The 21,702-nt window shown below is 71.9% G+C and carries 19 protein-coding genes; 11 read left to right on the forward strand and 8 right to left on the reverse strand.

From position 1 onward, the window contains the following. The first annotated feature begins 49 nt into the window (after positions 1-49). Positions 50-691 (forward strand): dTMP kinase, encoded by a 642-nt coding sequence (locus ACTXG6_RS13855; protein WP_445188197.1) that lies wholly within the window; start codon positions 50-52, stop codon positions 689-691. A gap of 38 nt (positions 692-729) precedes the next feature. On the opposite strand, the gene ACTXG6_RS13860 is transcribed toward ACTXG6_RS13855, so the two are convergent. After that, positions 730-1,596 carry an LLM class flavin-dependent oxidoreductase gene (locus tag ACTXG6_RS13860; RefSeq protein ID WP_445188198.1) on the reverse strand — a complete coding sequence of 289 codons (867 nt, stop codon included), beginning with the start codon at positions 1,594-1,596 and terminating at the stop codon, positions 730-732. Positions 1,597-1,769: 173 nt separating this feature from the next. On the opposite strand from ACTXG6_RS13860, the gene ACTXG6_RS13865 reads away from it, so the two are divergent. Next, positions 1,770-2,633: a sterol desaturase family protein gene (locus ACTXG6_RS13865; RefSeq protein ID WP_445188199.1), complete on the forward strand. Its 864-nt coding sequence runs from the start codon at positions 1,770-1,772 to the stop codon at positions 2,631-2,633. Positions 2,634-2,666: 33 nt separating this feature from the next. Here the strand turns inward: ACTXG6_RS13865 and ACTXG6_RS13870 are convergent, their stop codons facing one another. Beyond that, positions 2,667-4,085 (reverse strand): glutamate decarboxylase, encoded by a 1,419-nt coding sequence (locus ACTXG6_RS13870; protein ID WP_445188200.1) that lies wholly within the window; start codon positions 4,083-4,085, stop codon positions 2,667-2,669. Positions 4,086-4,206: 121 nt separating this feature from the next. Then, positions 4,207-4,695, reverse strand: coding sequence for a VOC family protein (locus ACTXG6_RS13875; RefSeq protein ID WP_445188201.1), 489 nt, complete (start codon positions 4,693-4,695; stop codon positions 4,207-4,209). Between the two features lie 103 nt (positions 4,696-4,798). Here ACTXG6_RS13875 and mtrA point away from each other — a divergent pair, with 103 nt between their 5' ends. From mtrA to ACTXG6_RS13890, 3 genes are read left to right on the forward strand one after another with little or no spacing between them, the layout of a single operon-like run. Further along, on the forward strand, positions 4,799-5,476 hold the full coding sequence (gene mtrA, locus ACTXG6_RS13880) for an MtrAB system response regulator MtrA (RefSeq protein WP_445188202.1): 678 nt from the start codon (positions 4,799-4,801) through the stop codon (positions 5,474-5,476). A gap of 37 nt (positions 5,477-5,513) precedes the next feature. Beyond that, complete coding sequence (mtrB, locus tag ACTXG6_RS13885) at positions 5,514-7,373, forward strand: MtrAB system histidine kinase MtrB (RefSeq protein WP_445188203.1); 1,860 nt, start codon at positions 5,514-5,516, stop codon at positions 7,371-7,373. After that, positions 7,370-9,091 carry an LpqB family beta-propeller domain-containing protein gene (locus ACTXG6_RS13890; RefSeq protein ID WP_445188204.1) on the forward strand — a complete coding sequence of 574 codons (1,722 nt, stop codon included), beginning with the start codon at positions 7,370-7,372 and terminating at the stop codon, positions 9,089-9,091. The genes mtrB and ACTXG6_RS13890 overlap by 4 nt, the downstream gene beginning before the upstream one ends. Positions 9,092-9,190: 99 nt before the next feature. Here the strand turns inward: ACTXG6_RS13890 and ACTXG6_RS13895 are convergent, their stop codons facing one another. Next, positions 9,191-10,147: a quinone oxidoreductase family protein gene (locus ACTXG6_RS13895; protein WP_445188205.1), complete on the reverse strand. Its 957-nt coding sequence runs from the start codon at positions 10,145-10,147 to the stop codon at positions 9,191-9,193. A gap of 172 nt (positions 10,148-10,319) precedes the next feature. On the opposite strand from ACTXG6_RS13895, the gene ACTXG6_RS13900 reads away from it, so the two are divergent. The 3 genes from ACTXG6_RS13900 to secA all read left to right on the forward strand — a co-directional run bounded on the left by ACTXG6_RS13900 (position 10,320) and on the right by secA (position 15,066). Further along, positions 10,320-11,087, forward strand: coding sequence for a ComF family protein (locus ACTXG6_RS13900; RefSeq protein ID WP_445188206.1), 768 nt, complete (start codon positions 10,320-10,322; stop codon positions 11,085-11,087). Positions 11,088-11,302: 215 nt separating this feature from the next. Beyond that, entirely contained in the window at positions 11,303-11,944 is a 642-nt protein-coding gene (gene hpf, locus ACTXG6_RS13905; RefSeq protein WP_445188207.1) for a ribosome hibernation-promoting factor, HPF/YfiA family, read from the forward strand. A 143-nt stretch (positions 11,945-12,087) separates the two neighbouring features. After that, positions 12,088-15,066 carry a preprotein translocase subunit SecA gene (gene secA, locus ACTXG6_RS13910; protein ID WP_445188208.1) on the forward strand — a complete coding sequence of 993 codons (2,979 nt, stop codon included), beginning with the start codon at positions 12,088-12,090 and terminating at the stop codon, positions 15,064-15,066. A gap of 21 nt (positions 15,067-15,087) precedes the next feature. Here secA and ACTXG6_RS13915 read toward each other — a convergent pair whose 3' ends face one another. Continuing rightward, positions 15,088-15,684 (reverse strand): Rv3235 family protein, encoded by a 597-nt coding sequence (locus tag ACTXG6_RS13915; protein ID WP_445188209.1) that lies wholly within the window; start codon positions 15,682-15,684, stop codon positions 15,088-15,090. Positions 15,685-16,383: 699 nt separating this feature from the next. Further along, the gene (locus tag ACTXG6_RS13920; protein WP_445188210.1) at positions 16,384-17,304 is read right to left on the reverse strand and encodes a LysR family transcriptional regulator; all 921 of its coding nucleotides are present in this window, start codon (positions 17,302-17,304) and stop codon (positions 16,384-16,386) included. A gap of 76 nt (positions 17,305-17,380) precedes the next feature. Here ACTXG6_RS13920 and ACTXG6_RS13925 point away from each other — a divergent pair, with 76 nt between their 5' ends. Next, positions 17,381-18,613: an MFS transporter gene (locus ACTXG6_RS13925; protein WP_445188211.1), complete on the forward strand. Its 1,233-nt coding sequence runs from the start codon at positions 17,381-17,383 to the stop codon at positions 18,611-18,613. 39 nt (positions 18,614-18,652) lie between these two features. Here ACTXG6_RS13925 and ACTXG6_RS13930 read toward each other — a convergent pair whose 3' ends face one another. Both ACTXG6_RS13930 and ACTXG6_RS13935 read right to left on the reverse strand, forming a co-directional pair. Beyond that, a complete protein-coding gene (locus ACTXG6_RS13930) occupies positions 18,653-19,219 on the reverse strand; it encodes a hypothetical protein (protein ID WP_445188212.1) in 567 nt (188 codons plus the stop codon). Next, positions 19,198-19,479, reverse strand: a complete 282-nt coding sequence (locus ACTXG6_RS13935; protein ID WP_445188213.1) for an SDR family oxidoreductase — start codon at positions 19,477-19,479, stop codon at positions 19,198-19,200. Before ACTXG6_RS13935 ends, ACTXG6_RS13930 begins: the two co-directional genes overlap by 22 nt. A 126-nt stretch (positions 19,480-19,605) precedes the next feature. Here ACTXG6_RS13935 and ACTXG6_RS13940 point away from each other — a divergent pair, with 126 nt between their 5' ends. Both ACTXG6_RS13940 and ACTXG6_RS13945 read left to right on the forward strand, forming a co-directional pair. Continuing rightward, positions 19,606-20,664 carry an ABC transporter ATP-binding protein gene (locus ACTXG6_RS13940; RefSeq protein WP_445188214.1) on the forward strand — a complete coding sequence of 353 codons (1,059 nt, stop codon included), beginning with the start codon at positions 19,606-19,608 and terminating at the stop codon, positions 20,662-20,664. Beyond that, positions 20,661-21,692 (forward strand): ABC transporter permease, encoded by a 1,032-nt coding sequence (locus ACTXG6_RS13945; protein WP_445188215.1) that lies wholly within the window; start codon positions 20,661-20,663, stop codon positions 21,690-21,692. Before ACTXG6_RS13940 ends, ACTXG6_RS13945 begins: the two co-directional genes overlap by 4 nt. Positions 21,693-21,702: the final 10 nt, after the last annotated feature.

The raw sequence follows: 21,702 nt of genomic DNA on the forward strand, positions 1-21,702 counted from the left end.
GGGCGGGTAGCTGAGTCGGGGAACGCGGCCGGTGGCTAGCCTGCCGGGCGTGGGACGCCTGGTGGTGATCGAGGGCCTGGACGGGGCCGGCAAGCGCACCCTGGTCGAGACGCTGGCCGGGGCGCTGTCGGCCGGCGGTGCCCGGGTCGCCCGCGCCGCGTTCCCGCGCTACGACGCCGACGTCTACGGCTCGCTCGTGGCCGACGCGCTGCACGGCCGCCTCGGTGACCTGACCGACTCGGTGCACGGCATGGCGGTGCTGTTCGGGCTGGACCGGCGGGCGGCGGCCGGCGAGCTGCGCACCGCGTTGGCCGAGTCGGACGTGGTGCTGGTGGACCGGTACCTGGCCTCCAACGCGGCCTACGGTGCGGCCCGGCTGCACCAGAGCGGCGCCGGGGACTTCGTGGCCTGGGTGCGGGCGCTCGAGCTGGAGCGGTTCGCGATCCCGGCGCCGGACCTGCAGCTGCTGCTCCGGGTGCCCCGGGAGGTCGCCGCCGAGCGGGCCGCGCGGCGGGAGACGCTGGACGCCTCCCGTGCGCGGGACAGCTACGAGTCCGACGACGCCCTGCAGCGACGGTGCTCGCGGGTGTACGACGAGCTGGCGGCGGCGGACTGGGTCAGCCCGTGGCGGGTGCTGGACGGGAGCGGCGAGGTGTCCGTGGACGTCGTGGTCAAGGACCTGCTGGCCTAGAGCCGCGGGGCTCGCGGGTCGCGGTTGCTTCGGCCGGGTCAGGCCAGGGCGACGTCGGCCAGCCTGCGCAGCTGGTCGACGTCCGGCGAGCAGGGGAACAGCACCAGCTCGTCGCAGCCCGCGTCGGCGAACCCGGCGACCGTGTCGCGGATGTCGGCCTCGGTGGTCAGCGCGCCGGCCGAGATGTTGCTCGCGTAGTCGCCGAGGAACGCGTAGTAGTTGTGCAGGTAGCCCTCGGCCAGCGAGACGGCGTCCGGGCCGAGAGCGAAGTAGGACAGCGCGGCGAACCGGGGCGCGCCGTCGCGGCCGGCCTCGCTCCAGGCCCGGCGGATCCGCTCGGCACCCTGGTTGAACATCGGCAGTCCGCCGCCGCCGGCGATCCAGCCGGCGCCGCGGCTCACGACCCGGCGCAGGGCGGCCTTACCTGTCCCGCCGATCAGCAGCGGCGGCCCGCCGGCCTGCACCGGGGCCGGCCCGATCGCTCCGGCGGTTCCCCGCGACTCGCCGCCCCAGACCGCGCGGAACTCGGCCAGCTGCGCGTCGAACACCGCGCCCCGGCCGTCGAAGTCGGCACCGGCGGCCTCGTAGTCGTCCGGTCGGCCGCCGACCGCGATGCCCAGTGTCAGCCGGCCGCCGGAGAAACTGTCCACGGTGGCCAGCTGCTTGGCCAGGATCGCGCCGTTGCCCCGGTGCGGTGCGATGAGGATCGCCGTGGTCAGCCGGACCCGGCTGGTCACCGCCGCGGCGGCGGCCAGCGTCGGGATCGTCTCGTGGTTGCCGTAGACGACCCGGTCCAGGGTGCCGACGCTGGCGAAACCGGCGGTGTCCGCCTCGCGCGCCCAGATCAGGATGTCCGCCCCGGTCGCGCCGGGGATGGTGGAGGGCAGACCGACGCCAAGATCCATACCGCGATCCTAGTGGGAGAACGCCGCCGTCCGCACGGTGCACATTCCGGCGAATCCCCAGGTCAGGCCCCGTGAGTGGCGAGTGGTCCTCTGGGACCAGTCGCCACCCACGGCTTCTGAACTGGGGATTCCCGCGGTAAGTTACCGGCGAGTTAAGGACGCGGGAGGTTGCGGTGCTCGACGCGATGCTGGCGCAGCTGCACGACCCGGTGGGCTACGCGCTGCCGGTGTTCGCGCTGTTCATCGTCGTCGAGCTGCTCGCCATCCGGCACAGCGACGGCGACCCGCCGCTGCGCGGGTACGCCCCGGCGGACACCCGCACCAGCCTGTTCATGGGGTTGATCGGGTCCTTGTCCGCCGTCGTGTTCCGGACCGTCTCGCTGGTCGGGTTCGCCGCGATCTACGTCTACCTCGCGCCCTGGCACCTGCCGGCCGACGCCTGGTGGACCTGGGCGCTGCTGATCCTGGCCGTCGACCTGCTCTGGTACTTCTACCACCGGATGTCGCACCGGATCCGGGTCGTCTGGGCGGCGCACCAGGCGCACCACTCCAGCGCGTACTTCAACTACTCCACCGCGCTGCGGCAGAAGTGGAACCTCTGGTTCGAGAACCTGATGTGGCTGCCGCTGCCGCTGCTCGGGATGCCGCCGGTGCTGGTGTACACCGGGTTCTCGATCAACCTGATGTACCAGTTCTGGGTGCACACCGAGAAGATCGACAAGCTGCCGAGGGCGTTCGAGCTCGTCTTCAACACCCCGTCGCACCACCGGGTCCACCACGGCAGCGACCCGGAGTACCTGGACAAGAACTACGCCGGCATCCTGATCATCTGGGATCGGCTGTTCGGCACCTTCGCCGAGGAGCGGCACCGGCCGACCTACGGCCTGACCAAGCCGGTGGACACCTACAACCTGCTGCGGCTGCAGTTCGGCGAGTACGCCGCGATCGTTCGCGACCTGCGCCGGGCGCGGTCCTGGCGGGACCGGGGCGGCTACCTGTTCGGCCCGCCCGGCTGGCAACCGACCGGCACCCTCTGACCCGGTCGGTTCCCCGGGCGTCCGTCGTGGCGGCTACTTCGCGGAACCGGCGCCGTGCGCGAAGCCGGCCGCCTCCCTGCCGCGCACCGGCTCGGACTGCTTGGCCAGCCGGGCCAACAGCTGACCCAGGTCGGCGAGCAGCATGTCGGCCATGTCATGGCTGAAGCCGTTGCGGATCACGATGCGCAGCGCGGCCAGGTCGGTGCGGTTGGCCGGGAACGTGTACGCCGGTACCAGCCAGCCGTTCTCCCGCAGGCCGGCCGAGACGTCGAACACCGAGTAGCCGGTGACGTCGGCGTTCAGGGTGAACGCGAACACCGGCAGCTCGCCGCCGTCGGTGAGCAGCCGGAACGGGCCGAGCTTCGCGATCTCGCCGGCGAGCCGCGTGGCCACGTCCCGGGAGCCCTGCTGCACCCGCCGGTAGCCCTCGAAGCCCAGCCGCAGGAAGTTGTAGTACTGGGCCGCCACCTGCGCGCCCGGGCGGGAGAAGTTCAGCGCGAAGGTCGGCATGTCACCGCCGAGGTAGTTGACCCGGAACACCAGGTCCTCGGGCAGCGCCGCCGCGTCCCGCCACACGATCCAGCCGACGCCGGGGTACACGAGCCCGTACTTGTGCCCGGAGGTGTTGATCGAAGCCACCCGGGACAGCTGGAAGTCCCAGGTCAGCGCCGGGTCCAGGAACGGCGCGATCATCGCCCCGGACGCGCCGTCCACGTGCACCGGCACGTCCAGCCCGGTGCGCCCGTGGAGCTCGTCCAGCGCGGCGACGATCTCGGCCACCGGCTCGTACGAACCGTCGAACGTGGAGCCGAGGATGGCCACCACGCCGATGGTGTTCTCGTCGACCAGCTTCACGGCCTCCTCGGCGGACAGGGTGAACCGGTCGCCGTCCATCGGCACGTACCGCGGCTCGACCTCCCAGAAGTTGGCGAACTTCTCCCAGCAGATCTGCACGTTGATGCCCATGACGATGTTCGGCCGGTCCGACTGCTCGCCGGCCTCCTGGCGGGCCCGCTGCCAGCGCCGCTTGAGTGCCAGGCCGGCGAGCATGCACGCCTCGGACGAGCCGGTGGTCGAGCAGCCGACGGCGGCGTGCGGCTCGGCGGCGTGCCACAGCCCGGCGAGCATCCGCACGCACCGCTCCTCCAGCTCGGCGGTGCGCGGGTACTCGTCCTTGTCGATCATGTTCTTGTCGAAGCACTCGGACATCAGCTTCGTGGCCTGCGGCTCCATCCAGGTGGACACGAAGGTCGCCAGGTTCAGCCGGGCGTTGCCGTCGAGCATCAGCTCGTCGTGCGCGATCTGGTACGCGATGTCCGGGTCCATGCCGCTGGCCGGCAACGCGTACTTGGGCACGGTCATCGGCTCGCTGGTGAACACCGGGTTCACGCCGAACTCCGGGCGGTGCGGGCGGCCGGGGTGCGCGGGATGGGCGGGGTGGGTCAGCGGCATGGCGCCGACCGTACTCAGCCGTGGAGCGCGGCGGCGGTCGTGCTGAGAGCGTCCGGGCGCGCTGACAGAATCCCCGACTCGCGCGGACGGAATCCCCGACTCGCGGGGAACCCCGTGCGGGTCAGGACATGCCGACCAGGTCGGGGCCCCAGCGGAGGATCTCCGCGGTCAGGTCCAGCGGCGCGATGGCCAGCTCGCCCCGCATCGCCTCGGTGACCCGGTCCAGCGGCACCAGCCAGGACACCTCGAACTCCAGCCCGTCCGGGTCCTTGGCGTAGAGCGCCTTGGTGGTCACGTGGTCGGAGGCGCCGACCAGTGCGCCTGCCTCGCGCAGCCGTTGCTCGTACTCGGCCAGCTCGGTGAGCGTGCCGACCGACCAGGCCAGGTGGTAGAGCCCCACCGCGGTGCGCCCGGCCGGCGAGTCGGCGGCCTGCGCGCCGATCTGGAACAGCCCGAGGTCGTGGTCGTTGTCCGAGTCGGCGGCCCGGAGGAACGCGGCGTTGGGGAGCCGGTGGATCTCGCGGAAACCGAGCACATCCCGGTAGAAGGCGACGCTGCGCTCGACGTCCCGGATGTACAACACTGCATGGTTGAGTCTTCTAATACCCATTAGCCCAGGATAACGCCGCTGTCAGGGGTCTGTGGGGTGTAAAACGCCGCCACCTTCGGACCGCCGCGTCGCACTGTCGGGCGGGGATGACACGATACCGGTCATGAAGTCGCGCGTACTGGTAGTCGACGACGACCCTGCGCTTTCCGAGATGCTCTCCATCGTGCTGCGCGGGGAGGGTTTCGACACGGCTGTGGTGTCCGACGGCCCACGCGCGCTGCCGGCGGTGCGCGAGCTGCGTCCCGACGTGGTGCTGCTGGATCTGATGCTGCCCGGGATGAACGGCATCGACGTGTGCCGGGCGATCCGTGCCGAGTCCGGCGTGCCGATCGTGATGCTCACGGCGAAGAGCGACACCGTGGACGTGGTGCTCGGTCTCGAGTCCGGCGCCGACGACTACGTGATCAAGCCGTTCAAGCCCAAGGAGCTGGTCGCCCGGATCCGGGCCCGGCTGCGCCGCACCGATGCCGAGCCCGCCGAGATGCTGACGGTGGGCGAGGTGGACATCGATGTCCCGGCGCACCAGGTGATGCGGGCCGGTCAGGCCATCTCACTCACCCCGCTGGAGTTCGACCTGCTGGTGGCACTGGCCCGCAAGCCCCGGCAGGTGTTCACTCGCGAGGTGCTCCTCGAACAGGTGTGGGGCTACCGGCACGCGGCGGACACCAGGCTGGTGAACGTGCACGTGCAGCGGTTGCGGTCCAAGGTGGAGCGTGATCCGGAGCGACCTGAGGTGGTGCTGACGGTGCGAGGCGTGGGGTACAAGGCCGGACCTCCGTGACCGACCCGGCGATCAGCCGGGCAACCAGTCCGTCCTGATGACAGCTCGGTCGGCCGCGCGTCGGGCCGGCGCGCTGGTGCTTCGTATCCCAGGTGCCCGCCGGACGCGCGCCATCGTGCGCGGGCTGGGCCACCTGTTCGCCGAGCTGCGGGCCATCTTCGGGGCAGCGTGGCGGCGCTCCCTGCAGCTGCGGGTGGCGGTGAGCACGCTCGCGCTGTGCGCCGGTGTGTTGATCGTGCTCGGGTTGCTGCTGCAGACCGAGATCGCGGAGCGCCTGGTCCAGGGCAAGGTCGACGCGGCCCGGATCCAGATGGAGACCGCCACCGCTGAGCTGGAGCGTGACCTGTCCGGCGTCAACCCGGACGACGAGTACGTCGAGGGCACCCTCAACAAGGCCCTCGACCGGCTCAGCGTGACCACGCTGACCGACCAGCCCAGCACCCAGAACGCCGGTGACTTCCGCGCCGTGCTGGCGACCGAGGACGCCCGGGGCGGCAACCAGGCCTGGGCCGGCCGGCTGGACACCATCCCGCTGGACCTGCGCCGCGCGGTGCAGAGCGGCGCGCTCGCGGTGGAGTTCAAGACCGTGGACGGCGTGCCGATGGTGATCTACGGCCAACCGGTCCGTACCGCGGGCCGCGACCTGCAGTTCTACCTGCTGTTCTCGCTGGCCGCCGAGCAACGCACGCTGGGCCTCGTGCAGAGCACGCTGATCGTCGGCGGGCTGGTGCTGGTCCTGCTGCTCGCCGCGGTGACCAGCCTGGTCACCCGGCAGGTGGTGCGCCCCGTGCAGCAGGCCGCCGAGGTGGCGGAGCGGTTCGCCGACGGGCATCTCGAGGAACGGATGCCGGTGAAGGGCGACGACGAGGTGGCCCGCCTCGCCGAGTCCTACAACGAGATGGCCAGCAGCATCCAGAGCCAGATCCGCCAGCTCGAGGAGTTCGGCGCGCTGCAGCGGCGGTTCACCTCCGACGTCAGCCACGAGCTGCGCACCCCGCTGACCACCGTGCGGATGGCCGCCGACGTGCTCTTCGCGTCCCGCGACCAGCTGCCGCACGCGCTGCGCCGGTCCTCGGAGCTGCTGGTCGAGGAGCTGGACCGGTTCGAGGCACTGCTCGCCGACCTGCTCGAGATCAGTCGGCTGGACGCCGGCATGGCCGAGCTGGGCGCCGAGCGCACCGACATGCGGTCGGTGGTGCGGCGCGCGGTGGAGGCGGTCCGGGGTCTGGCCGAGGAGAGTGGCACCCGGCTCGAGCTGGACGTGCCGCCGGGGGTGTACGCCGAGATCGACCCGCGCCGGGTGGAGCGGATCGTGCGCAACCTGGTGGCCAACGCGCTGGACCACGGCGAGGGCCGGCCGATCCAGATCCGGCTGGGCGCCGACGAGGACAGCGTCGCGGTACTGGTCCGCGACCACGGCCTGGGGTTGCGGCCGGGGGAGGCCGGGCTGGTGTTCAACCGGTTCTGGCGGGCCGACTCGTCGCGGGCCCGGCGCAGCGGCGGCACCGGGCTCGGGCTGTCCATCAGCCTGGAGGACGCCCGGCTGCACGGCGGTTGGTTGCAGGCCTGGGGCGAACCCGGTCGCGGCGCGGCGTTCCGGCTCACCCTGCCCCGCACGGTCGGCGGCGAGCTGGACGGCAGCCCGCTGACCCTGGTGCCGACCGACGAGCCGCTCGACGGTGCACTGCTCGCCGCCGCCGAGCCGGTGGGGTCCTCGGCGACCGGCCCGGCGGCGAGCGTTCCGGGGCTGCCCGCATCGACACCCGCATCAACACCAGCATCGAGTCCCGGGGCGGCTCCGGGCGCGGGTACCGGGTCGGGACCGGGTTCGACGTCGCAGAACGGCGCCGACGGGGCCGGTCGGGTGAGCTCGGCGGGCATCGGGGAGCAATGGTGAGCCGCGGCTGGGTCCGGGTGCTGCTGGTGCTGCTGGCCGCCGGGTTGCTGGCCGGCTGCGCGACGGTGCCGAACGAGTCGCCGGTGCAGGTGCTGCGCAAGGTCACCGAGGGCGAGGGCCCCGCGCTGCCCCCCGGACCGGGCAACAACGCCAACCCGCTGGATCTGGTCCGCGGCTTCGTCAACGCCTCCGGCAGCAGCGACAACCGCCATGCGGCCGCGCGCCGATTCCTCACCGGCGGGGCGCAGAGCTGGGACGATGCGGCCTCGCTCACCGTGCTGGCCGACCAGTTCGACACCGTCTACGCCCGCCCACCGGGCGACGGCGACCGGGCCGTGGTGCGGTTGCGCGGCAGCCAGATCGGCCGGCGCAGCCTGGACGGCAGCTTCATGCAGGCCGAGGCCCCGGTCGAGGTGGACATCCAGGTCGCCAAGGACGGCGACCAGTGGCGCATCGACGGGCCGCCCAGCGGCACCATCGTGCGGCTGTCGGACTTCCAGGCGAACTTCAAGGCCGTCCGCGCCTACTTCATGGACCCGGTGCAGGACAGCCCCGTGCCGGACCTGCGCTACCTGCCGGCCAACCCGGCGCGCACCATGCCGTCGCGGATGGTGGACGCCCTGCTCGCCGGCCCGTCCGACGCCCTCACCGGCGCCGCGACCAGCGCCATCCCGCGCACCGCCCGGCTGCGCTCGAACGTCGCGGAGACCCCGGACGGCGCGATCATCGTCGACCTGACCGAGCTCGGTGACCTGGACGACGCCCGCCGCCGGCTGTTGGCCGCCCAGGTGGCGCTGAGCCTGGGCGAGGTGAACGTGACCAGGGTCCGGCTGCTCGACGACGGTGCCCCGATGCTGCCCGAGCACCCCATCGTGACCCGGGAGACGTTCGCCGACCTGGCCGGCGCCGACGACCCACGGCCGGACGTCGCCGGGCTGGTCGTGGTCGGCGGCAAGGCGCGCACGCTGGGCGCCAACGGGCTCGGTGACCCGTTGGCCGGGCCGCCCGGCGCCGGCGGCTACGACCTGCTCTCCGCGACGCTGTCCGCCGACGGCCAGCGGCTGGCCGCGGTGAGCCGGCAGGCCGGCCGGCAGCTGCTGATCGGCCGGGTCGGCGGCCCGCTGGCGCCGAGCGGGGTGCAGGGCGCCACGTTGACCCGGCCCACCTGGACGCCGCCGGGCAACGAGGTCTGGACGGTACGCAACGGCACGGCGGTGGTCCGGTTGGTGCTCGACCAGTCCGGCCACCCGTCGGTGGCCCCGATGGACGACTCCGCGCTGACCTCGCTGGGCCAGATCAACGACCTGCGGCTGTCCCGGGACGGGATGCGGGTGGCGGCCGTCATCAGCGGCATGTTGGTGGTCGGGGCGGTGGCGCGGTCCCCGGCGGGGGCGGTCAGCGTGCGCAACGTGCGGATGCTGCTGCCGAACAAACTCACCTCGCTGGTCGCGGTGGACTGGCGGGCCGCCGACCAGATCGCGGTGGCCGGCCGGCGCCCGGACACCGCGGTCGCCCTGGTCTCGGTGGACGGCCTTGACCTGCACCCGCTGCCGACCAACAACCTCACCCCGCCGCTCACCGCGATCGCCACCGGCCCCGGCCGCCCGCTGCTGGTGACCGACCAGAACGGGCTGTGGAGCTTCGGCGCGGACGACCTGGGCAGCTGGCGCCAACTGGTCGGCGGCGCAGCCAGCTCGGTGGCAGGCTTCCCCGGCTGAGCTGGCTGAGCCCGTCGTGGCGGCCCGCACAGACCTGGTGCCGCTCGCACAGACCGTGCAGGCCCTGTGCGGCCTCCACCAGGTGTGTGCGAGCCGGAACTACGGCTGGGCGGCGAGCAGCACCCGGCCGACGTTCTCCCGCGCCTCGATGATGCGGTGCGCCGTCTCGGCCCGCTCCAGGGGCAACACGCGGTGTACCAGCGGCCGCAGCTCGCCGGCCAGGCACAGCTCCCACAGCGTGCGCTGGTTGGCCGCGTAGGCCTCCGGGCGCAGCCGCGCGAAGTGCGCCATGTTGAACCCGATGACGGCCGCGCTGCGCATCCGCAGCTCGTTGGCGTCCAGGTTGCCGCCGACGCCGTTGTAGCTGACCAGCCGCCCGAACGGGGCCAGCGCGTCCAGGCCGGCCGTCTGCACCGTGCCGCCGGCCCCGTCCAGCACCACGTCCACCGGGGCGCCCCAGTCGCTGGCCTGGTAGTCGGCCACCTGGTCGGCGCCCAGCGCGCGCAGCGCGTCCGCCTTCGCGGCGGCACCGTCCGGACCGACGGCCGCGATCACCCGCCCCGCGCCGCGCGCCCTGGCCAGCTGGACCGCCAGGTGCCCCACCCCACTGGCGGCGGCGGTGACCAGCACGCTCTCGCCGGCCCGCAGGCACGAGGCATCGAGCGCGCCGAGCGCCACCTGCCCGCCCCGGACCAGCAGCACGGCGGCCTCGTCGCTGATCCCGTCCGGTACCGGGTTCAGCAGCGCGGCGGACACCACGGCGAACTCGGCGTAGCTGCCGTGGAATGCCAGCCCGGCCGCCCGCTGCCCGACCGTCCACCCGATGACGCCGGGACCGATCCCGGCGACCCGGCCGACCACCTCGCCGCCGGGCGCGTAGGGCAGCGGCGCGCCGCCGCCGTCCGGGTTGCCCCGGGTCAGCCGGACCACCGGCAGCGTGACGCCGGCCAGGCTCACCTCGAGCAGCAGCTCACCCACGCCGGGCTCCGGCACCGATGCCTCCTCCACGGTCAGCACCTCGGGCCCGCCGTACCGGTAGAACCGCACCCTGCGCACATACACCTCCGCTGTGGACCGCTGTGCCGCGAGCCTGCCCGCGCCGTCACTGCCGCGCTGTCGACCGGCCCGCTGTCAACTGCCCGCTGTGGACTTGCCCCGCTGTGGACAACCGCGCCTTTTCGATCTCCGATCCGGCGTTGTCGTCGCGGCTCCGGGTCATCCTTGCGTAGTGAACTTTCGACCGGGTGACCGCGCGGCCTCAGGGGGCGCGCGCGCACTGCTCGCGGGGCTGGCCGACCTGGTGCTGCCGGCCGGCTGTGCCGGTTGCGGAGCGCCCGGCCCGCCGTGGTGCGCGCGGTGCGGTGCGGGGGTGGGGCCGCCGGGGACGGTGGTCGGGGTGGCGGGCACGGACTGCGCCACGGTGGCGGTCGGCGCGTACTCCGGTCCGTTGCGCGCCGCGCTGCTGGCCTACAAGGAGCGCGGCCGCCGGGAGCTGGCGGCGCCGCTGGGCGAGCTGCTGGCCGCCGCCTTGCTCACCGCGCCGGGTGCGCCGTTGCTGGGCGGCCCGTGCTGGTTGGTGCCGGCGCCGTCCCGCGCATCGGCCGCCAGAGCCAGGGGCGGACACCACATGCTGGCGCTGGCGGCGCGGATGGCCGAATTGGTGGCACCCCGGTTCGCGGCGGCGGGTGGCTCGATCGGGTTAACCCGGACGCTTCGGATGCGCCGGGGTGGGCGGGACTCGGTCGGGCTCGACGCGGCCGCGCGGGCGGCCAACCTGCGGGGTCGGGTGCTGGTCCGGGCGGAGGCGCTGCCGCCCGCCGGGGTGTCGGTGTTCCTCCTGGACGACGTGGTGACCACGGGCGCGACGCTGCGCGGCTGCGTGGCGGCGCTGCGCGGGGCCGGCGTCGCGGTGTCCGGCGCCCTGGTGCTCTGCGACGCGACCGGTGGGTTCACTTATCACACCCAGCGGGTAGTCAATCGATCCGGCCCACTCTAGTGGCTCGCAGCCGTTCGGGGAACCGTCAGAAAGCGAGTCCGCCCAGGTGGGGTCTCCTGATCGGTAAGGACTGTTGCCGGACCGTGATGCGAGTTACCGTGCGTCCCACGGCTTGAACACGTGGTGAAGGACACGTAACCAGAGAGACCGGTCTAGACAACCAAACGAAGAGTTTTCCCGACGCGAGTGCTACAGCGAGTGCGAGGGAGGTCCGAGTGGAGATAGTCGTTACGGGTCGGAACGTGGAGGTTCCGGAACATTTCAGGATCCATGTCGGCGACAAGCTCGCCCGGCTGGAACGCTACGACCACAAGATCGTCGGAATGGAAGTCGAGCTCTTCCACGAGCGGAACCGGCGGCAGTCCAAGAGTTGCCAGCGAGTTGAGATCACCGGGCGCGGCTGTGGGCCGGTAGCCCGGGCAGAGGCCTGCGGGCCGGACTTCTACGCGGCGCTAGACAGCGCCATCGCCAAGTTGGAATCGCGCCTGCGACGCGCGCATGACCGTCGCCGGGTGCCTTACGGCCGTCGAGCCCAGGGCACCGTTCGCACCATGGCTGGCATGAGCCCGAGGGCCGGCACCATGTTGCTCGATGAGGAACTCAGTTCGGAACGGGTCGAGCAGTACCCCGAGGTCGCCGTTCCGATGCCCAGGGGCGCGGCGGACATCGAGGGCCTCCCCGGCCAGATCGTGCGCCACAAGGAGCACGAAGCCAAGCCCATGTCAATCGACGACGCGCTCTCCCAGATGGAGCTCGTCGGCCACGACTTCTACCTGTTCTCCTGCGAGGAGACCGGCCTGCCGAGTGTGGTGTACCGGCGCAAGGGCTACGACTACGGAGTGATCAGGCTGGCCTGAACAGGCTGACCGCCATAACCACCACTACCGAGGGCACGGGCTGACCAAGCCCGTGCCCTCGGTATGTTGCGTAGTGCCTACCATGGAGGCGTAAAGGCGTCCGCGCTCCGCGGCGCATCACGAATATGAGCTGAGGTCATCCGGTGGTACTGAACCGTCTGCTCCGTGCCGGTGAGACAAAGTTGGTGCGGCGGCTCAGTCGTATCGCCGACCACGTCGATACCTTCGAAGCCGACGTGCACGGGCTCACCGACGCCGAGCTGCGGGCCAAGACCGACGAGTTCCGGGCCCGCTACGCCGAGGGCGAGACGCTGGACGACCTCCTCCCCGAGGCGTTCGCGGTGGTCCGCGAGGGCGCCGTGCGCACGATCGGGCAGCGCCACTTCAAGGTCCAGCTGATGGGCGGCGCGGCCCTGCACCTCGGCAACGTGGCGGAGATGAGAACCGGTGAGGGCAAGACGCTCACCTGTGTGCTCCCCGCCTACCTCAACGCGATCTCCGGCGACGGGGTGCACGTGGTCACGGTGAACGACTACCTGGCCAAGCGCGACGCCGAGAACATGGGCCGGATCCACCGCTTCCTGGGCCTGAGCGTCGGGGTGATCCTCTCCGAGATGTCGCCCGCCGAGCGCCGCGAGGCCTACAACTCGGACATCACCTACGGCACCAACAACGAGTTCGGCTTCGACTACCTGCGCGACAACATGACCTGGCTGACCGAGGACATGGTGCAGCGCGGCCACAACTTCGCGGTCGTCGACGAGTGCGACTCGATCCTGATCGACGAGGCCCGCACGCCGCTGATCATCTCCGGGCCGGCCGAGCAGAGCGCCCGCTGGTACACCGAGTTCGCCCGGCTCTCGCCGTTGATGATCAAGGACGTGCACTACGAGGTCGACGAGCGCAAGCGGACCGTGGGCGTCACCGAGGAGGGCGTCGCCTACATCGAGGACCAGCTCGGCATCGACAACCTCTACGAGTCGGCGAACACCCCGCTGGTCGGTTACCTGAACAACGCCATGAAGGCCAAGGAGCTGTTCAAGCGCGACAAGGACTACATCGTGCGCGACGGCGAGGTGCTCATCGTCGATGAGTTCACCGGCCGGGTGCTGATGGGCCGGCGCTACAACGAGGGCATGCACCAGGCCATCGAGGCCAAGGAAAAGGTCGAGATCAAGGCCGAGAACCAGACCCTGGCCACGATCACCCTGCAGAACTACTTCCGGCTCTACAGCAAGCTCTCCGGGATGACCGGTACCGCCCAGACCGAGGCGGCCGAGCTGCACCAGATCTACAAGATGAACGTGGTGTCGATCCCGACCAACCGGCCGATGGTCCGGGCCGACCAGTCCGACCTGATCTACAAGACCGAGCCGGCCAAGTTCGACGCGGTCGCCGACGACATCACCGAGCGGCACCAGGCCGGCCAGCCGGTCCTGGTCGGCACCACCAGCGTGGAGAAGTCCGAGTACCTGTCCAAGCTACTGATGTCGCGCGGCGTGCCGCACGAGGTGCTCAACGCCAAGCACCACGAGCGCGAGGCGTCGATCATCGCCCAGGCCGGGCACGCCGGCGCGGTCACGGTGGCCACCAACATGGCCGGCCGCGGTACCGACATCATGCTCGGCGGCAACCCGGACTTCATGGCCGACGAGGACCTGCGCGGCCGCGGCCTCGACCCGGTGGAGACCCGCGAGGAGTACGAGGCCGCCTGGGACGCCGCTCTCGCCAAGGCCCGCGAACAGGTCGCCGCCGAGGCCGAGGAGGTCCGCGACGCCGGCGGGCTGTACGTGCTGGGCACCGAGCGGCACGAGTCGCGGCGGATCGACAACCAGCTGCGCGGCCGGTCCGGCCGCCAGGGCGACCCGGGCCAGTCCCGGTTCTACCTGTCGCTGGGTGACGAGCTGATGCGCCGGTTCAACGGCCAGGCCGTCGAGGCGATCATGAACCGGCTGAACGTGCCGGACAACGTGCCGATCGAGGCCGGCATGGTCACCAAGGCCATCCGCAGCGCGCAGACGCAGGTCGAGCAGCAGAACTTCGAGATCCGCAAGAACGTGCTCAAGTACGACGAGGTGATGAACCAGCAGCGCAAGGTGATCTATGCCGAGCGCCGCCGGGTGCTCGCCGGGGAGAACCTGCGCGAGCAGGTCGACCACATGATCACCGACGTGGTCGCGGCCTACATCGACGGCGCGACCAAGGACGGCTACGCCGAGGACTGGGACCTCGACGCGCTGTGGACCGCGCTGGGCACCCTGTACCCAATCAGCATCCGCTGGCAGGACCTGGTCGAGGCCGCCGACAGCGGTAGCGACGAGTTCGGTGAGCCGATCGAGCTGACCCGCGACCTGGTGAACGACGCGGTGCTGGCCGACGCGATGGAGTCCTACAACCGGCGCGAGGTCGAGATCGACGAGACCATCCCCGCGCAGGGCGGCATGCGCGAGCTGGAGCGGCAGATCCTGCTCACCGTGCTGGACCGCAAGTGGCGCGAGCACCTCTACGAGATGGACTACCTCAAGGAGGGCATCGGGCTGCGCGCGATGGCCCAGCGCGACCCGCTGATCGAGTACCAGCGCGAGGGCTTCGACATGTTCGCGGCCATGATGGACGGGATCAAGGAAGAGGCCGTCGGTTACCTGTTCAACGTGCAGGTCGCCCCGGTCGAGGCCACCACCCGCCCCGGCATGGCGATCGAGGGCAACGACGACGCGACCGAGCCGGCCAGCCCCGCGCACCCGTCGACGAGCAATGGCGACGTGGTGACGGCGGCCGGGACCATCGGCGGCGAGGTGGCCGCGGCCGGCGCGGCAGCCGCACCGCCCGCCGGGGTGCCGGCCAGCAAGCGCGGTCGGCACTCCACCCCCGTGCAGGACCCGTCGGCCGACGGCCCGGCGGTGCCGAGCGCACTGCGCGGGGTCGGCGTCGGCGGTCCCGCGAACACCAGCGCGCTGCGCTACAGCGGCCCGGCGGAGGACGGCACGGAGTCCCGGTCCGGCGGTCAGGCCGGCGGCGCGGCGAGCGGCTCGGTGGAGCCGGCCCGCAACCAGCCGTGCCCGTGCGGCTCGGGCCGTAAGTACAAGCACTGCCACGGCACCCGGACCAGCGCCAGGGGTTAGTCGGTCCGCCGGTGCCGCCGGTCAGCCGAGTCGCAGCGCTGTGCAGCGCCAGTGCGGCTCGGCGCCGGGGCGTGACCCGGGCCGGTCCGTGCCGTCCGGTGCCGGTCCGCGTGGCACGCGCCCGGCCTGCTCGAAGCGGGCGGCCAGGGCGCGGGACCGGCCGCGGTAGCGCCAGACCACGCTGATCTCGGCAACCCCGTCGGCGGGGTGACACACCCGCATCGACCGCAACCCGGCCGCCCGGGTGCGCTCGCCGAGCCCGTCGTGGTGCAGGCCGTCGCGGTGCAGCCCGCCGCGCCGTCCGCCGGTGCGCGGCAATCGGTAGCCGGGATCGTCCAGCCGGCCCGCGGCCGCCGCCAGGTAGCGCAGCACCGGCTCGGTCACCACGTCGGCCAACTGCCCGGCCGGGCGGCGCCCGTCGAGCACCTCCATGACCTGGCGCAACACCAGGTGAGCGTGCACCCGGACCCGGTCCGGCCGCTCGGCGGGCACGGCGGTGGGCGGCTCCGGGCGCCTCGGCGCCGGCACCCTCGGCACCCGGGCGGGGTCCGCCGCGGCGGCTTCGAGGTCGGGCAGCCGCCGGACCACGGTCCGGGCCGCCGGAATCGTCTCGGGCACAGTCGTGGGCACAGTCGTGGGCAGAGTCGTGGGCAGAGTCGTGGGCAGAGTCGTGGGCAGAGTCGTGGGCAGAGTCGTGGGCAGAGTCGTGGGCAGAGTCGTGGGCAGAGTCGTGGGCAGAGTCGTGGGCAGAGTCGTGGGCAGAGTCGTGGGCAGAGTCGTGGGCAGAGTCGTGGGCACAGTCGTGGGCACAGTCGTGGGCACAGTCGCGGGCATGGTGGCGGTCATGGCTCCCCTGAACGGCACGCCGGAGCGCGCATCCATAGCGGCGATCGGGGACGACCGGAGGGCACGACCGGGCGCCGGGCAAACCCGCCGGCGGGCAACCGGCGGTGCGTGGGCGAGCCCAGTATGCGGTCCGACCGCCCGCGTGCGGGGAGTTTCGGCGAAACCGGCACGGCGCGGGCGCGGCGCGCGCGGCGCGGGGTCGTGGGTGGCGAGCGTTGCCCTGGCAACACCAGGAGCACTCGGGGACCCGCGGTCATGATCGACAGGCCGCCGCCGTTATGCCGCGACAGTCACACTCGGTGACCGATGGATCAACTCAGGCCGGTGACCTGAAGCGGCGGGCGCTGCGTCGAGGTCAACCTGAGTCTGGTTCCGGGCGAAAAATACCGGACTGACGTCGGTCTCGGTGACGATGAACGCACCGGTCGCGCCGGGGTCGAGACCAGGCCGCGTGCTGTCGGTGACGCGGCGTTACCTCAGCCCCACGGCGGTGGTTGACGGATCGCTAGCCCCCCACGGGTCCCGACCCGCGAGGTGGTCCAGGAGGGCGACGGCGGCGGGGTTGACCGGCCCGGGCGACCGGCTGGTGAGCGAGACCTGCCAGTGGACGCGCGGCTCGATGAGCTCGGCCACCGCGATGCCGTGCGCCGAGGCGGCGAGGGTGCCCTGCACGATGGCCACCCCGAGGCCGTTGCGCACCAGGGCGAGCTGCAGGTCCAGCTGCGTCACCTGGCCGACCATCCGGCGGTTCAGCCCGAGCTGCGCAGACACCCGGCGCACGATGCCGGTCACCGTCGCGCCCTCGGCGAAGTCCACGAACTGCTCGTCGTCCAGCTCCGCCCAGCGCACCCTCCGCTGCCCGGCCAACCGGTGCTCCGGCGGCATGATCAGCAGCAGGTCCTCGTCGAACACCGGCCGACCGGCCAGGTCGTCGGGCAGCGGGCCGTCCATCGCCAGGTACGCCAGGTCCAGCGTGCCGTTGCGCAGCCGGTCCAGCAGCTCGCTGACCGGCGCGTTCAGCACGTTGATCTGGATCTCCGGATACCGCCGGTGGAACCTGGACAGCTCGGCCGGCAGGTCCACCGGCCCGAGCCACTGGATCATTCCGATGGCGACCCGGCCGCGATGCAGCCCGGCGACCGCCCGAACGGCCTCCACGGCGGCTGTGCTTTCGGCCACCACGCGCCGCGCGCGGGGCAGGAATGCCTGGCCCGCCTCGGACACGGTGACCCGTCTGGTGGTGCGCTCGAACAGCGCCGTGCCGAGCTCGCGTTCGAGGTTCCGTATCGACGTACTCAGGGCAGACTGCACGATCCGGGTCGCCCGGGCGGCGGCGGTGAAGCTGCCGTGCTCGACGACAGCCAGGAAGTGTTCGACCTGTCGGAGCTCCATTAATCTATTTTATAGATCGGTATTAGCTAAATGATGCTCTGGACAGAACAATTTTGGCCACCGCATGCTGGATGTCGTGAGTACTGAAAGCCGTGTGTCCACTGGCAGCGCCGAGCGCCCGGTCGCGAGCCGCCGCGCCATCGCGACCATGGCGTTCGCCACCGGTGCGGTGGTGGCCAACATCTACTACGTGCAGCCACTGGCCGAGACGCTGGCCCAGGCCTTCCACTCCTCCACCGGGGAGATCGGGCTGCTGATCACCGTGCTGCAGCTCGGCTACGCGGTCGGACTGGCCACCCTGGTCCCGCTGGGTGACCTGGTCGAGCGGCGGCGGCTGCTGATCGTCCTGCTCACCGGCTGCGCGGTCGGGCTCAGCTTCATGGCGAGCGCGCCGAACCTGGCGGTGATCGCGTCGGCCGCGGTACTGGTCGGGCTCACCTCGGTCGCCGTGCAGGTGATCGTCCCGTTCGCGGCGCACCTGGCCGGCGAGGGGCGCCAGGGTCAGGTCGTCGGCACCGTGATGAGCGGGCTGCTGATCGGCATCCTGCTCTCCCGCACGGTGTCCGGGCTGCTGGCCGGCCTGATCGGCTGGCGCTGGGTGTTCGGGATCGCGGCGCTGGTCACGCTGGCCGTCGCGGTGGTGCTCTGGCGGGAGCTGCCGATGCACCCGCCGACCGCGCGGATGGGTTACCCCGCGCTGCTGCGCTCGGTGCTGCGGCTGATCCGGGTGGAGCCGGAGCTGCGCTACCGGATGCTCATCGGTGCACTGTCCTTCGCCGCGTTCAGTGCGTTCTGGAGCACCTCGGGCTTCTTGTTGGCCCGGCCGCCGTACCACTGGAACGAGATCCAGATCGGGTTGTTCGCGCTGCTCGGCGCGGCCGGCGCGATGGCGGCCAAGTTCGCCGGCAAGCTCGCCGACGCGGGCCACGCCCGGTGGTCCACCATCGGCTTCGCGCTGCTCTCCGCGGCCAGCTTCCTGCCGCTGTGGATCGGCGGCCACTCGGTGGTCGCGCTGGGGATCGGCGTGGTGCTGCTCGACCTCGGCGTCCAGGGCCTGCAGATCACCAACCAGAGCGTGATCTACGCCTTGCGCGCGGACGCCAGGAGCCGGTTGAACACCGCCTACATGACCACCTACTTCCTCGGCGGCACCCTCGGCAGCGGGTTGGCCTCGGCGCTCTACGCCTGGTTCGGCTGGGCCGGGGTGTGCCTGCTCGGCGCGAGCTTCCCGGTGCTGGTCGCACTGCTCTGGCTGGGCGAGCAGGTGCGCGGCCGGCGGCGGGTCAGAGTGCTGGCCGGCAGCTACTGAGCCGGGGTAGTTACTGAGCCGGGTAGTTGAGCCGGGTAGTTACTGAGCCGGGGTGAAGTCGGCGGCGTGGTCGGCCGCCCACTCGGCGTAGGTGCGGGCCGGGCGGCCGGTGACCCCCTCGACGGTGGGCAGCACCTCGGCCACCGTGTCGACCGAGCCCGCCAGGTACCCCAGCATCAGGTCGGCGATCTCGGCCGGCATGACCTGGGCCATCGCCGCGCGCGCCCGTTCCGGGGTCAGCTCCTCGAAGCGGACCTCGCGCCCGGTCGCCGCCGCGATGGCGCGGACCTGCTCGGCCTGGGTGATCGAGGCCGGCCCGGTGAGCTGGTAGGCGGCGCCGGCGTGCTTGTCGTCGAGCAGCGCCGCCGTCGCCACCGCCGCGATGTCCGCCTCGTGGATGGAGTTCATCGCGGCGCCGGGGTACGGAGCGCGCACCACACCCTCGGCGCGCACGGACGGCGCCCAGCTCAGCGTGTTCGTCGCGAAGCCGCCGGGCCGGACGAACGTCGCGTCCAGCCCGGAACGCAGCACCGCATCCTCCACGGTGCGGTGCATCACCGAGACCATGTTGTCGCCCGGCTGGGTCACCGCGCTGGAGGACAGCACCGCGACCCGGCGCGCACGGCCAGCTCGGTCACCGCGGCGGCCGTCGCCGGCACCGGGAACAGGAACATCCGGTCGATGCCGTCGAACGCCCCGGCCAGCGTCGACGGGTCGGCCAGGTCGCCGCCGACCACGTCCACGCCGGCCGGCAACCGTGCGGCACCCGGATCGCGGGTCAGTGCCCGGATGTTCTCACCCACGTCGAGCAACTGCCGTACTACGCTGCCGCCGACATTGCCGGTCGCACCGGTTACCAGAATCATCGCCCAGCCCCTCCTTCTGATCTCCGGTCAGTGTCGATCCTCAACCACTATTGAGGTCAAGATGCGGCCCGAGATGTGACACTTGCGCACCGGATATCGTTTTCCGAGCGGGGGAGGAGGCGAACTGTGCCCAGCGTTGGATCGAACGGGTCCGCCGGCGAGTTCGCGGTGGAGGTTCACGGGCTCGTCAAGCGGTATCCGAAGAGCCAGGTCAACGCGGTGGACGGGCTGTCCTTCGCGGTTCGCCGCGGCGAGGTCTTCGGGCTGCTCGGGCCGAACGGCGCCGGCAAGACCACCACCGTCGGGGTGCTCACGACCCGGGTGATGCCCACCTCCGGAGTCGCGCGGGTGGCCGGGCTCGACGTGGTGCGCGACTCGGTCGCGGTGCGCGGCCGGCTCGGCGTGGTGCCTCAGCGGGTCAACCTGGACGGCTCGCTGACCACCCGGGAGAACCTGGTCTTCCACGCCGCGTACCACGGCCTGTCCCGTTCCGACCGGTCGGCGCGGGCGGACGAGATGCTCGAGCGGATGGGGCTGGCCGACAAGGCGAAGGTCGGCGTGGACAAGCTGTCCGGCGGCCAGGCGCAGCGGCTGATGATCGCGCGGGGTCTCATGCACCGCCCCGAGGTGCTTTTCCTGGATGAGCCGTCCACCGGGCTGGACCCGCAGGCCCGGCTGTTCGTGCACGACCGGGTGCGGGTGCTCAGCGAGGAGGGCGTCACCATCGTGATCACGACGCACGACATGGACGAGGCCGCCAAGCTGTCCGACCGGGTCGGCATCGTGGACCACGGCCGGATGCTCGCACTGGACACCCCCGCGCAGCTGGTGCGCTCGCTGTCCGGCAGCGCGACCGTGGAGGTCAGCGTGCGGCCCGGGGAGGCATCCACCCGGCTGCTCATCGCCACGCTGCTCGGCTTGCCCGGAGTACAGCGGGTCGAGCAGCTCGGTGTCGCGGGTGTCACCGGTTCCGCCGGGCCGGAGGCCGACGCGGCCGGGCACAGCGGTGCGCTGGCCGACACCGCGGTGCGGCTGCGGGTGTACGTGGCCGGCGAACCTGCCGCGCTCGTCGGCCCGGTCGCCGGCGCGCTGGCCGCGCGGGGTGCCTCGGTGGCTGACCTGTCGATCGGCGAGCCCAGCTTGGAAGACGTGTTCATCCACCTGACCGGAAGGGATCTGCGATGAGTGCTCCCACCGTGCCGCAGGGCACACCCGATATCGCCGCGCGGCCACACCGGGACACGACCTTCCCCGGCCGGTTCTCCTCGGCGTCGGTCGGCGTGGCGGCTCCCCGCCGTGCCGCCCCGTCGTGGGCTCCGCCACGCCCGCCGGCCGCTGGTCTGCCCACCCAGGTGCCTGCTCAGCGCTCCGCGCCGGCGCCCGTGCCCGTGCCCGTGCCCGCGGCTGATCCGACGATGTGGGGGCCACCGCCCGCGCCGCCCTGCTCCTCGGCGCGGGTGTTCCTGGCCGTGCTGAGCCGGGACGTGCACGTGACCGGCAAGGAGCTGGTCGCGTTCCTGGCGCAGAACATGATCCAGCCCATCTTCTTCCTGTTCATCTTCGCCAAGGTCCTGGGCGGCGCCGGGTTCGTCAGCGGCGACTACGGGGAGATCATGCTCGCCGGGCTGATCGCGCTGAACGCGTTCTTCGGCGGCCTGCATGCGGTCGCCTTCCCGCTGGTCATGGACTTCGCCTGGACGCGGGAGATCGACGACCGGCTGCTCGCGCCGATGCCGATCTCGCTGGTGGCCGTGGAGAAGATGGCCTTCGGAGCGCTGCGCGGACTGCTCGCGGCCGTGCTCATGGTGCCGATCGGGCTCGTCATGCTGCCCAGCGTGTCCTGGCCGGCCGCCGCGTGGGCGCCGGCCCTGCTGTGCACCATCCTCGGCGCCGTGCTGGGCGGCACGATGGGGTTGGCGATCGGCACGCTGGTGCCACCCAAGCGGATCAACGTGCTGTTCGCGCTGATCTTCGCCCCGCTGATGTTCACCGGCTCGGTGCAGTTCCCCTGGCACGCGCTGTCCGCCGAGCGCTGGTTCCAGGTGGTGTGCGCGCTGAACCCGCTGACCTACGTCAGCGAGGGCATCCGGGCGGCGCTGGTGCCGTCGGTGCCGCACCTGCCGTACCTGCTCTGCGTCGTGGTCAGCGTGCTGGCGACCGCCGGCTTCGCCTGGCTCGGCATCGCCGGATTCATGCGCCGCGCCATGGACTGAGCGGGTCAGG

Source organism: Pseudonocardia sp. Cha107L01, from assembly GCF_052566575.1.

What these genes read in the sequence shown, in the direction of transcription:
- ACTXG6_RS13870 (WP_445188200.1), bottom strand. Translation starts at nt 4,085, where the DNA reads ATGCCGCTGACCCACCCCGCCCATCCCGCGCACCCCGGCCGCCCGCAC.
- mtrB (WP_445188203.1), top strand. Translation starts at nt 5,514, where the DNA reads ATGACAGCTCGGTCGGCCGCGCGTCGGGCCGGCGCGCTGGTGCTTCGT.
- ACTXG6_RS13875 (WP_445188201.1), bottom strand. Translation starts at nt 4,695, where the DNA reads ATGGGTATTAGAAGACTCAACCATGCAGTGTTGTACATCCGGGACGTC.
- ACTXG6_RS13935 (WP_445188213.1), bottom strand. Translation starts at nt 19,479, where the DNA reads ATGATTCTGGTAACCGGTGCGACCGGCAATGTCGGCGGCAGCGTAGTA.
- ACTXG6_RS13860 (WP_445188198.1), bottom strand. Translation starts at nt 1,596, where the DNA reads ATGGATCTTGGCGTCGGTCTGCCCTCCACCATCCCCGGCGCGACCGGG.
- mtrA (WP_445188202.1), top strand. Translation starts at nt 4,799, where the DNA reads ATGAAGTCGCGCGTACTGGTAGTCGACGACGACCCTGCGCTTTCCGAG.
- ACTXG6_RS13945 (WP_445188215.1), top strand. Translation starts at nt 20,661, where the DNA reads ATGAGTGCTCCCACCGTGCCGCAGGGCACACCCGATATCGCCGCGCGG.
- ACTXG6_RS13920 (WP_445188210.1), bottom strand. Translation starts at nt 17,304, where the DNA reads ATGGAGCTCCGACAGGTCGAACACTTCCTGGCTGTCGTCGAGCACGGC.